This is a genomic window from Prauserella shujinwangii, from assembly GCF_003001955.1.
In the GTDB taxonomy this organism is placed as follows: Bacteria; Actinomycetota; Actinomycetes; order Mycobacteriales; family Pseudonocardiaceae; genus Qaidamihabitans; species Qaidamihabitans shujinwangii.
On record NZ_PVNH01000016.1, the window covers coordinates 22749 to 34336 of the forward strand.

11 protein-coding genes are annotated in these 11588 nt (G+C 70.0%); 5 read left to right on the plus strand and 6 right to left on the minus strand.

Features of this window, described 5'->3' with window-relative positions; translation table 11 throughout:
* Positions 1–89 precede the first annotated feature (89 nt).
* Positions 90–1142: a BMP family lipoprotein gene (locus B0I33_RS29375; RefSeq protein ID WP_106182574.1), complete on the minus strand. Its 1053-nt coding sequence runs from the start codon at positions 1140–1142 to the stop codon at positions 90–92.
* A gap of 509 nt (positions 1143–1651) precedes the next feature.
* Here B0I33_RS29375 and sdhC point away from each other — a divergent pair.
* The 4 genes from sdhC to B0I33_RS29395 are packed head-to-tail and all read left to right on the plus strand — an operon-like array spanning position 1652 to position 5143.
* The gene (gene sdhC / locus B0I33_RS29380; RefSeq protein WP_106182576.1) at positions 1652–2092 is read left to right on the plus strand and encodes a succinate dehydrogenase, cytochrome b556 subunit; all 441 of its coding nucleotides are present in this window, start codon (positions 1652–1654) and stop codon (positions 2090–2092) included.
* Positions 2092–2514, plus strand: a complete 423-nt coding sequence (locus tag B0I33_RS29385; RefSeq protein ID WP_106182578.1) for a succinate dehydrogenase hydrophobic membrane anchor subunit — start codon at positions 2092–2094, stop codon at positions 2512–2514. The genes sdhC and B0I33_RS29385 overlap by 1 nt, the downstream gene beginning before the upstream one ends.
* A 27-nt stretch (positions 2515–2541) precedes the next feature.
* On the plus strand, positions 2542–4329 hold the full coding sequence (gene sdhA, locus B0I33_RS29390; RefSeq protein WP_106182579.1) for a succinate dehydrogenase flavoprotein subunit: 1788 nt from the start codon (positions 2542–2544) through the stop codon (positions 4327–4329).
* A gap of 37 nt (positions 4330–4366) precedes the next feature.
* A complete protein-coding gene (locus tag B0I33_RS29395) occupies positions 4367–5143 on the plus strand; it encodes a succinate dehydrogenase iron-sulfur subunit (RefSeq protein WP_106182581.1) in 777 nt (258 codons plus the stop codon).
* 80 nt (positions 5144–5223) lie between these two features.
* Here B0I33_RS29395 and B0I33_RS29400 read toward each other — a convergent pair whose 3' ends face one another.
* A complete protein-coding gene (locus B0I33_RS29400) occupies positions 5224–6606 on the minus strand; it encodes a glycoside hydrolase family 10 protein (protein WP_106182583.1) in 1383 nt (460 codons plus the stop codon).
* A gap of 255 nt (positions 6607–6861) precedes the next feature.
* Positions 6862–7101 (minus strand): SCO4848 family membrane protein, encoded by a 240-nt coding sequence (locus B0I33_RS29405; RefSeq protein WP_106182584.1) that lies wholly within the window; start codon positions 7099–7101, stop codon positions 6862–6864.
* A gap of 42 nt (positions 7102–7143) precedes the next feature.
* Between B0I33_RS29405 and B0I33_RS29410 the strand changes: the two genes are divergently transcribed.
* Complete coding sequence (locus tag B0I33_RS29410; RefSeq protein WP_106182586.1) at positions 7144–8376, plus strand: D-alanyl-D-alanine carboxypeptidase family protein; 1233 nt, start codon at positions 7144–7146, stop codon at positions 8374–8376.
* Between the two features lie 3 nt (positions 8377–8379).
* Here B0I33_RS29410 and B0I33_RS29415 read toward each other — a convergent pair whose 3' ends face one another.
* The 3 genes from B0I33_RS29415 to B0I33_RS29425 form a co-directional block, all read right to left on the minus strand.
* Positions 8380–9651, minus strand: a complete 1272-nt coding sequence (locus B0I33_RS29415) for an MFS transporter (protein WP_106182587.1) — start codon at positions 9649–9651, stop codon at positions 8380–8382.
* Between the two features lie 135 nt (positions 9652–9786).
* On the minus strand, positions 9787–10800 hold the full coding sequence (gene yhjD, locus B0I33_RS29420; protein ID WP_106182589.1) for an inner membrane protein YhjD: 1014 nt from the start codon (positions 10798–10800) through the stop codon (positions 9787–9789).
* Positions 10801–10844: 44 nt separating this feature from the next.
* On the minus strand, positions 10845–11570 hold the full coding sequence (locus B0I33_RS29425; protein ID WP_106182591.1) for a L,D-transpeptidase family protein: 726 nt from the start codon (positions 11568–11570) through the stop codon (positions 10845–10847).
* Positions 11571–11588 lie beyond the last annotated feature (18 nt).

Consider the following 11588-nt stretch of genomic DNA (forward strand, 5'->3'; position numbering starts at 1 on the left):
TTCAGCTGTTGTACTGATGACCCACGCTCCTTGCGTGCGACGACGGCGGGCCCGAGGGATCGCCCCGGGCCCGCCGACCGCCTTGCCGGTCAGGTGGTCGAGGGAACCTCGATCTCGCCGGAAATGATCTTCTCCTTGTACTCGTCGAGCTTGGCCTTGATGTCGTCGACCATGCCGCCGCTCGTCGAGTAGTCCACGCCGCCGGACTCGAGGTCGTACACCTGCTGGCCGGCCTGGAACTGGCCGTCGTTGACCGACTTGATGAAGTCGTACACGGCGGTGTCCACGTTCTTCACCATCGACGTCATGATCACGTCCTTGACGTCGGCCAGCGCGGGCTGGTTGTACTGGTCGGAGTCGACGCCGATGCCGTAGGCGCCCTTCTCCTTCGCCGCCCGGAACACGCCGCTGCCGGAGCCGCCCGCCGCCGCGTAGATGACGTCGGCGCCCGCGTCGAGCATCCCGTTCGCGGCCGTCTCACCCTTGGCCGGGTCGTTGAAGCCACCGAAGTCCGGCGGCTGGGTCAGGTACTTGACCTGCACCTTCGCGTCCGGGTCGACCGCCTTGACACCCGCGGTGTAGCCGGCCTCGAACTTCTGGATGAGCGGGGTGTTCACGCCACCGACGAAGCCCACGTTGCCGGTCTCGCTCTTGAGCGCCGCCGCGGCGCCGACGAGGAACGAACCCTCGTGCTCGGCGAAGGTCAGGTTGGCGATGTTCGGGCCGGTGTCGACGCCCTCGGTGAAGTCGTCGACGATGGCGAACTTCACGTCGGGGAAGTCCTTGGCCACCGCACCCACCGGGCCGGCGTAGGCGAAGCCGACCGCGATGATCGGGTTGAAGCCGTTCTCGGCGAGCTGCCGGAGCCGGTCCTCCTTCTGCGCGTCGGTCTCACCCTGGGTGGCCTCCAGCTCGGTCGCGTCGACGCCGAACTCCTGCTTGGCCTTGTCCAGGCCGCGCGCCGCCGAGTCGTTGAACGACTGGTCGCCGCGCCCGCCGATGTCGTACGCCAGGCCGACCTTCAGTGCGTCGGAGCCGCCCCCCGAATCCTGGTTGCCCGCACCGCTGTCACCCGAGCCGCCACAGGCGGCCAGCGCCAGCACGCCGGCCGCCGCGATCGCGACCAGCGTTCCACCACGCATTCGACGCACGGTGTCTCTCCCTCCCCGCCTTCACAGCGGACGAACTACAGAAGGCCCGGACTCCTCGCCGGGCCGACTGGCGAACCGTACCGCTATGTGAGATGGCGAGACAGACGGATGCCACCGTGCGTAACCCAAATGTTTACTCCCGGTTCCGGTACGCGCTCGACTGGGCACGTGCTGTCACCACCACCCGGACGGCTGACGGCGGGGGTGACCACGCTCACGAGACCTGCGCCACGCTCGCGACGGCGCGATTGTCTGGTCGGTCACAGCGGGGAACCCGAGGTTGAGCAGGCCGGATAAGCCGGGTCTAGCATCCCTCGTATCCACGCTCGATGACCTTGTTGATCTCGCAGACGACGCAGTGCAGGCGAGGCCATCCGGGCTAAGTCCATCAGTGACGTTGGAGGCCGTACACCGATGTCCACCACTGCCTGGCGCGCGACGACCGTCGAGCATCGACCGAGCCCCAGCGAGGGAGGAGCGCAGACGGGAGGAGTGCGGCCATGAGCACGAGCACCGCCGAGACGGCGGGCGCGAGCGACCGGGCAGGTGCCGCCCGCCGGAGCGGCACGTTCTACCGCGGCGACCCGGGAATGTGGTCCTGGGTGCTGCACCGCATCACCGGCGTGCTCACCTTCTTCTTCCTGTTCGTCCACGTCCTCGACACCGCGCTCGTGCGCGTGTCGCCGAACGCCTACGACGAGGTCATCGAGACCTACAAGACGCCGTTCGTGAACCTCCTCGAGGTCGCGCTCGTCGGCGCCGTGCTCTACCACGCCCTCAACGGCATCCGGGTCATCCTGGTCGACTTCTGGGCGAAGGGCACGCAGTACCAGAAGGTGATGCTCTGGAGCCTCATCGGTGTCTGGGTGATCGTGATGGTGCCCGGCACCTACTTCATGCTCGAGCGCACCGTGAGTGAACTGTTCGGAGGCGGGAACTGATGGCGCAGACCGAGACGCTCGCGCTCGACAAGCCGCGGTCGCCGCGCAGGCCCGCCGCCCGCCGCAGCAACTTCGAGCTCTACAGCTGGACGTTCATGCGGGTGTCCGGCCTGCTGCTCGTGGTGCTCGTGCTGGGGCACCTGTTCATCATGAACATCCTCGACGGCGGCGTGCACCGGATCAACTTCGCGTTCGTCGCCGGCCGCTGGTCGTCGCCGTTCTGGCAGACCTGGGACCTGCTGATGCTCTGGCTGGCCCAGCTGCACGGCGGCAACGGCCTGCGCACGATCATCGACGACTACGCCCGGCGGGACAGCACGCGCTTCTGGCTGAAGATGCTGCTGTACGTCTCGATGGCCGTCATCCTCGTGCTCGGCACGCTGGTGATCTTCACCTTCGACCCGGACATCCCGGCCAGCTGACCCACCACCACAGGGAGCGGACCTTCCATGCAGTTCCACAAGTACGACGTGGTGATCGTCGGAGCGGGTGGCGCCGGCATGCGTGCGGCGATCGAGGCGGGCCAGCGCACCCGCACGGCCGTGCTCACCAAGCTCTACCCGACGCGGTCCCACACCGGCGCGGCGCAGGGCGGCATGTGTGCCGCGCTGGCCAACGTCGAGGAGGACAACTGGGAGTGGCACACCTTCGACACCGTCAAGGGTGGTGACTACCTCACCGACCAGGACGCCGCGGAGATCATGGCCAAGGAGGCCATCGACGCGGTGCTGGACCTGGAGAAGATGGGGCTTCCGTTCAACCGGACGCCCGAGGGCAGGATCGACCAGCGGCGCTTCGGCGGCCACACGCGGGACCACGGCAAGGCGGCCGTGCGCCGGTCCTGCTACGCGGCCGACCGCACCGGCCACATGATCCTGCAGACGCTGTACCAGAACTGCGTCAAGCACGGCATCGAGTTCTTCAACGAGTTCTACGTGCTCGACATCGCGCTGACCGACACACCGGACGGCCCGGTGGCCTCGGGCGCGATCGCCTACGAGCTGGCGACCGGCGAGATCCACGTGTTCCAGGCCAAGTCGGTCGTGTTCGCCACCGGCGGCTTCGGCAAGGTGTTCAAGACGACGTCGAACGCGCACACGCTGACCGGCGACGGGATGGGCATCTACTTCCGCAAGGGCCTGCCGCTGGAGGACATGGAGTTCTACCAGTTCCACCCGACCGGGCTCGCCGGGCTCGGCATCCTGCTCACCGAGGGCGCCCGTGGCGAGGGCGCGATCCTGCGGAACGAGTCCGGCGAGCGCTTCATGGAGCGCTACGCCCCCACGATCAAGGACCTGGCACCTCGCGACATCGTCGCCCGCTCGATGGTGCTCGAGGTGCTGGAGGGCCGCGGCGCCGGGCCGGACAAGGACTACGTGTACCTCGACTGCACCCACCTCGGGGCCGAGGTGCTGGAGACCAAGCTGCCGGACATCACCGAGTTCGCGCGCACCTACCTCGGCGTGGACCCGGTGCACGAGCCGGTGCCGGTGTACCCGACCGCGCACTACGCGATGGGCGGCATCCCGACCAACGTGCACGGCGAGGCGTTGCGGGACAACGACACCGTCATCCCCGGCCTGTACGCGGCCGGTGAGGTGGCCTGCGTTTCGGTGCACGGCGCCAACCGGCTGGGCACCAACTCGCTGCTGGACATCAACGTGTTCGGCAGGCGGGCGGGCATCGCCGCGGCCGAGTACGCGCAGGGCAGGAACTTCGTCGACCTCCCGGAGAACCCGGCGAAGCTGGTCGAGGGCATGGTGAACCACCTGCGCACCGCGACCGGTGGCGAGCGCGTGGCCGACATCCGCACCGCGCTGCAGCAGACGATGGACGCCAACGCGGCCGTGTACCGCACCGAGGACACGCTGAAGCAGGCGCTGACCGACGTGCAGGCGCTCAAGGAGCGCTACGGCCGGATCGCGGTGCACGACAAGGGCAAGCGCTACAACACGGACCTGCTGGAGGCCATCGAGCTGGGCTTCCTGCTGGACCTCGCCGAGGCCCTGGTCGTCACCGCGCTGGCGCGCAAGGAGTCCCGGGGCGGGCACGCGCGCGAGGACTACCCGAACCGGGACGACACCAACTTCATGCGCCACTCGATGGCGTACAAGATGCTGCCGGAGCAGGAGGACCCGGACGCTCCGCTCGGCCTGACCGGCTTCACCGCGGACATCCGGCTGGACTACAAGCCGGTGGTCTTCACCCGGTACGAGCCGATGGAGCGGAAGTACTGATGCGCCCGGACGCACCCCCTCCCGCGGAGGAACAGAAATGACCGCAGTTGCCGAGAACGCCCACGACACCTCCCAGATCCCGGCCCCGGAGGGCTCGGTCACCATCACGGTGAAGATCCTCCGGTTCAACCCGGAACTGGACACCGAACCGCACTGGGAGTCCTACGACGTCCCGGCGCTGCCCACCGACCGGGTGCTGAACCTGCTGTTCAACATCAAGAACTATGTGGACGGCACGCTCGCGTTCCGCCGCTCGTGCGCGCACGGGATCTGCGGCTCCGACGCCATGCAGATCAACGGGATCAACCGGCTGGCGTGCAAGGTGCTGGTGAAGGACCTGCTCGCGAAGGACGGCAAGCGGACCACGGTCACCGTGGCGCCGATCAAGGGCCTGCCGACGATGAAGGATCTCTATGTCGACATGGAGCCCTTCTTCGAGGCGTACCGCGCGGTGAAGCCGTACCTCATCGCGTACGGCAACGAGCCGACGCGGGAGCGGATCCAGTCGCAGGCCGACCGTGAGCGGTTCGACGACACCACGAAGTGCATCCTGTGCGCGGCCTGCACGTCGTCGTGCCCGGTGTACTGGGCGGACGGTTCGTACTTCGGGCCCGCGGCGATCGTCAACGCCCACCGGTTCATCTTCGACTCGCGGGACGAGGGTTCCGAGGAGCGGCTGGACATCCTCAACGACGCCGAGGGCGTGTGGCGCTGCCGCACGACGTTCAACTGCACCGACGCCTGCCCGCGCGGCATCCAGGTGACCAAGGCGATCCAGGAGGTCAAGCGCGCGCTGCTGTTCAAGCGCGTCTGAGCCACCCCGCCCCCGTGCAGTGAAGGCCACCTTCCGTGCGTCCAGCGCACTGAAGGTGGCCTTCACTGCTTTCGGGCGGGTCAGGAGGCGGTGCAGGAGCCGAGGGCCGGAGTGGACCAGTTCCCGTTCGCCATGACCGTGAAGCCGAAGGTCGTGCTGGCGCCGGCCGCGAGGTTGCCGTTGCCGTTCGGCCGCATCGTCATGACGTTGCCGCTGCTGTCCCAGGTGGGGCTGCCGTTCCACGTCGCGGAGATCTTCTGCGGCGAGCGCACGGTGACGGTGGTGGACCAGCCGCTGATGGCCGAGTTCCCGGCGCGCACGGTCACCTGGCCGTTGAAGCGGTCGCCCCAGCGCTGGGTCTCCTGGTAGGAGACGGTGCAGGTGGCACTCCCGCCACCACCGCCGCCGCCACCGCCGCCGCCCGAGCCGCCGAGCGCCTCCAGCACGGCGTGGTACGCGGGCTTGGGGTTGTAGTTGCCGTCGAACAGCAACGGGGTGTCCCCGGAACGCCACGAGTACTTGTCGGTGACGCCCCACACGGTGATGCCGTCGCAGCGCGACACCGCCAGGCAGGCCTGGACCACACCGCCGTACTGCTCGGCCTGCGACTGGCCGGAGCCCGCGATGTCCAGCTCGGTGATCTGGACGTCCACCCCGAGGTCGGCGAAGTTCTGCAGGGTCGTGTGGTAGTTGCTGGGCATCGGGTTGCCGCTGTTGAAGTGGGCCTGGAACCCGACGCAGTCGATCGGCACGCCGCGGCTGACGAAGTCGCGCACCATCTCGTAGACGCCCTGCGTCTTGGCGTAGCTCCAGGTGTCGGTGTTGTAGTCGTTGTAGCAGAGCTTGGCGTTCGGGTCGGCCGCCCGCGCGGTGCGGAACGCCTCCTCGATGTAGCCGTTGCCGAGCCGCTGCTGGAAGACCGAGTTGCGCCTGCTGCCGTTCTCCTCGAACGCCTCGTTGACCACGTCCCAGGAACCGACCCGGCCACGGTAGCGCTGCATCACCGTGGTGATGTGGTTGTTCATCGCCGAGCGCAGCTCGCTCGCCCCCAGGTTGCCGACCCAGCTCGGGAGCTGGGAGTGCCAGACGAGGGTGTGCCCGCGCAGCTGCATCCCCTGGCTGCGGGCGTGGTCGGCGATGCGGTCCGCCGAGCTGAAGTTGAACGAGCCCCGCGACGGCTGCAGGGCGTCCCACTTCATCTCGTTCTCGGCGGTGATGCTGTTGAACTCCCGGTTGAGCGTGGCCACGTAGTCGGACTCGCCGAGCCGGTTGGCGGCGACCGCGGTGCCGAAGTACCTGCCCTGCTCGGCGGCGGCCTCGCCGAGCGTGCTCGCCGCGGCGGCCTGGCCCGCTCCGGCGACGAGTGCCGAGGCCACGAACGTGCCGACCGTCGCGGCCACGAGCGCCGCCCGCGTCGCCGGCCTGCCGCGTCTGTCCGCACGGCGGGGAACCCTGTTGAACATCTGCTTGCCGTCCTTTCGTCGAGGACCGGAACACGGCGTCGCCGCCACGCTGTGCGACCGGTCGACAGCGCCTGGCAACGGCCGGGGAGCAGTATGCGCACGTGGTTCAGATCACGTCAATGCACGATTATCGAAATAGTTTCGGACGCAACTGGCCCCCGAATGCGCTTTGAACTGGTCAGAAGTCGCTGTCCCGCACCCAGGAACGGCAGCAAAAATTCGTGCCGCCGAAAAAGTGTCGAGATTTTCGGAGGGTCAGGAACGGGGCTTGCGGGAGGCCCGCCACCCACGCCAGCCGATGACCCCGATGGCGGTCCCCAGCACGAACGACACGACGGCGAGCACGGCGTGCACCACGAAGAACGACGTGGGCGACCCGTCGGGGTGCCACGCGTTCGCACTGGCCCACAGGTTGCGCGCGAACGTGATCCAGATGATCCACGACCACACACCGAAGGCGAGCAGGAACACCGAGACTCCGCGAGACATCCGCATACCCGGCAGTATTCCCGCCGGAGGCCGGGCTAGCCTGCACGGGTGCGCAGTACCCTCACCCTCCGGCTTCTGCTCGTCACGCTGCTGACCGGCCTGCTCGGACTGCCGGCGCTCCCCGCGCCGGCGCAGACCGTCACCGAACCGCCCACGGCCGGGTGCCCCAACCGGGAGCTTCCGCCGCCGCCGGTCGACACGTCCGAGGAACCGCCGCCCGGCGAGGCCTCGCCCGCCCCGCCGCCGGTGCCGGCGACCCCCGCGGGCGGCGAGCGGATGGCCGAGTGCGGACTCGTCCTGCCGGAGGGCGCGCCCGCCCCGCCACGGCCGCAGACCGCGCACGCCTGGCTGCTGCAGGACCTCGGCACCGGCCAGGTGCTCGCCGCGAAGAACCCGCACGGCCGCTACCGGCCCGCCTCGCTGATCAAGACGCTGCTGGCGCTCGTGGTGATCGAGGAGCTGGAGCCCACCGACATCGTGGTCCCCACCGAGGAGGACGCCAACCAGGAGTGCACCTGTGTCGGCATCGTCGCCGGCGCCAAGTACACAGTGGACGACCTGCTGCACGCGCTGCTCATGCGGTCCGGCAACGACGTCGCGCACGCGCTCGCCACCGCCGTCGGCGGTGTGCCGACGGCGGTGCGGAAGATGAACGAGCTCGCCGCGAGCCTCGGCGCCGGCGACACCCGCGCGGCCACCCCGTCCGGATTGGACGGCCCGGGCATGATGACGTCGGCCTACGACATGAGCGTGATCTTCGCCTACGCGATGCGCCAGCCCGAGTACGCCGCCGCCGTCGGCACGCGGCACATGACGTTCCCCGGCGGGGACGGTCCCGACTACCCCGTCTACAACGACAACAAGCTGTTCGGCACCCTGCCCGGCTTCCTCGGCGGCAAGACCGGTTTCACCGACGACGCGCGGCACACCTACGCGGGCGCGGCGGAACGCGACGGCAAGCGGGTCGCCGTGGTGCTGCTGCGGGCCGAGCAGCGGCCGATCCGCGTGTCCGAGCAGGCGCAGGCGCTGCTCGAGTACGGCTTCTCACTCGCCTCGGCGGGAACCGGTGCGGTCGGCACCGTGACGACCGCACCGCCCCCACCGGACACCAGCGGTGTGGTGCCCGGGGAGGGCGGAACCGCCACCTCGACCGCCACGGCCCAGGCCGAGGAGGACCCGTTCGGCACCACCGGCTGGATCGTCACGCTGCTGGTGTCACTGATCGTGCTGGTGGGCTTCGTGATCGCGCACCGCAGGGGCGCCCTGGTCCAGCGGGAGTAAAGGTCAGGACCGGCCGCCCGACTCCGGGCAGCACGAGTCGGTGGCGACGTCCTGGGCGGTGTGCTCGTCCGCGCGCCTGCCCGGCAGCGTTTCCGTGGCGAAAACCCACAGCACGAGCGAGAGCGCCCCGATGGCGCCCGTGACGGCGAAGGCCGCGCCGTAGGACCACTGGTCGGCGATCGCGCCCGCGACGAGCGGGCCGACCACGGCCCCGACATCGGCGGCCATCTGGAACCCGGCCAGCACCGAGCCACCCCGGGCCTTCGCGCCGAGCACGTCGGCCACCGCCGCGCTCTGGGCCGGGTTCAGCGCGCCCGAGCCGACCCCGGCGACGAACGAGGCCACGAGGAACACCCACGGATCGCTCGTCAGCCCGAGCAGGGTCGTGCCCGCGGCCAGCAGCGCCAGCCCGAACAGCGCGGGCAGCCGCCTGCCACGGTGGTCGGCGAAGCGGCCCGCGAGCAGCAGCACCGCCGCGTTGGCCGCCGCGAACACGGCGAGCGCGAAGCCGGTGAACGTCTCGTCCTTCAGCAGCACGGCGGTGACGAACAGCGGCATGAGCGACATCCGCACACCGAAGACGATCCAGCCGTTGGTGAGGTTGGACGCGAGCGCGGCCCGGTAGGTGGGGTGGCGCATCGCCTGCCGGAACGTCATGGCCGGTTCGGTCTCGCCCGATGGCCGGGAGGCGAGCTCCGAGTTCCGCAGCTGCCACCACACGAGCACGGTGGTGAGCACCAACGCCAGGCCGTAGGCGAGGAACGGCGCCCGCAGCGACACCGCGACCAGCCCGCTGCCTGCCACCGGGCCCGCGATACCGCCGAGCAGGAAGCTGGTGCCCCACAGCCCCGAAGCCCGCCCGCGCAGGTGCGGCGGCGAGATCCGGATCAGCAGGCCGATGGCCGACACGGTGAACATCGTGGAGCCGATGCCGCTCGCGGAGCGGAACAGCAGCAACTGCCAGTAGTCGGCGGCCGCCGCGCAGGCCAGCGTGCCCGCGGCGACGATCGACAGACCCCACAGGTAGACGGGCCGCTCACCGAACCGCGTCACCAACCGCCCGCTCGCGGGAGCGAACGCCAGCCGCACGAACGCGAAGGCGCTGACGACCACCGACGCGGCCGTGACACCGACGTCGAAGCTCGTCGCGAAGTTCGGCAGCGCGGGGCCGATCAGGCCGTAGCCGATGGCGATGAGAAAGCTCGCTCCGACCAGCACCCAGATCTCGCGGGGCAACCGGGTCTGCTGCTCCGCCGTCGTCACCGTCTCGCTCAACCCTCACCCCTCCGTGTCGTCCCGAGCATAGGTGAGGGCATCCCGGCGCCGCCGGGAGTCGCCTCCCGGGAACGCGAACGCGGCACTCGCGCGCGGGAACGCGGCACTCCGCGCGCGGGAGCGGGGGACTCGCGGTCAGCCGCGGCGACGGCCGAGCCAGCCCAGCAGGGCGCCCACGCCGAAGGCGCCCGCGGCGGCACCGGCGCCGAGCCCCCGCCGCACGGTGACAGTGGGCCGGATCACCGCGGGCGGCGGCGGGGCGACGTGCCGCACGACGTTCTCCCGCGCCGTGGCCGTCCACGCCGTGACGAACAGCAGGAAGCGGGAGACGAGGTTGGCGAACACCAGCAGACCGATGATCGGCCCGAAGATCGCGCCGCTCGGCGAGCTGGTGACCCCCTCCAGGTAGTACTTCGCGACCTGCTTGAGGATCTCGAAGCCGACCGCGGCCAGCACGGCGCCCTTCACGGCACTGCGCGCGGTGACGCGCTCCCTCGGCAGCTGGGAGATCACCCAGAGGAACACCAGGACGTTCGCGGCCAGGGACAGCACGATCGAGGCGAGAGTGAGCAGGAACTCCGCCCACGCCTGGTCGGACAGGCCGACCAGGTCCAGCAGCGAGCGGCCCAGGGTGCTGCCCACCGCCGTCAGCCCGAACGACACGCCGAGCGCGAGGCCGAGCCCCACCAGCGCGGCGAGGTCCTTGAGCTTGGCCGCGAGGAACGGCTGCTTCTTCTTCTCCTGGCCCCACTGCGCGGTGAGCGCGTCGCGGAGGTTGGTCATCCAGCCGATTCCGGAGTAGAGCGCGAGCAGCAGACCCAGCACGCCGACGCCGGCCCTGGACTCCAGGGCGGAGTCGACCAACTGGGTGAGCAGGTCGCCGAGGCCCTGCGGGGCGGACTCGAGGATGCCCTGCTTGAGCTCGTTCAGCAGCTGCTGGTTGCCCGCCAGCACGAACCCCGCCACCGAGAACGCCACCATGAGCAGCGGGAACAGCGACAGCACGGAGAAGTACGTGATCGCGGCCGCGTAGTGGTTGCCGTAACGCTCAGTGAACGCCTCGTTGGCCCGGAGCACGTGGTCGAGCCACGGGTACTTCCGGCGCAGCCGGGGCAGCAGCTTCTCGTCCTCGGTCTTCTCGTCCGCCACGGCGGGACGCTAACCACGCGTTCCGCTCGCCGCAACACGAACGGTCACGACCGGTACACGACCACCGTCGTGCCGGGGCGCAGCTTGCCGAACAGCTCGTCCACGCTGGGATCGGTCAGCCGGACGCAGCCGTTGCTGGCGGGCCACGGCTCCACCGGCTCACCGCCGTGCAGGGCGATGCCGGTGTCGGTGATGTAGCTCGGGCGGTACAGCGGCCCGAGCGGGGCGTAGCGCATCCCGTCGATCTGGTACCGCACGGTGAACTCCCCGACGGGAGTCCGCTTGGCGGGCTCCCGCCCCGTCGACGCGTCGTAGATCCGCCGGACCTCGCCGTCCACCACCGTGTACGCCACCTGCGTGGTGAGGTCCACCTCGACGTGGAAACCACGCCCGGCCGACCGCGGCCGCGGCACCGCCGGGTCCTCCAGCGCGGCGAGCGTGTCCGGGTCGAGGACACCGGTGCGGGGCAGCCCCTGCACCTTCTGGAAGGCGACGACGGCGTGCCGGGTCTCGTCGTCCACGACGCCGGAGACCTCCCGCACCTGGTAGCCGAGGCCGCGCAGGGTGTGTTGCACAGCACCGACCTCGAACGGTTCCGCGGGCGTCCGCGCACCGGGCCGGACCTGCTCGCGCTCGCCGGGGGCCGCCCGCGGAACGTGCTGCCCGGCGTCGGCCGGCTGTTCACCGCCGACCAGCTGGGATGCGGTGAGTCCGGCGGCCAGCAGGGCCACCGCCAGCGACATCGCGAACGTTCCGGTTCTCCTGCCCATCGGTCCTTTCCGTCCACG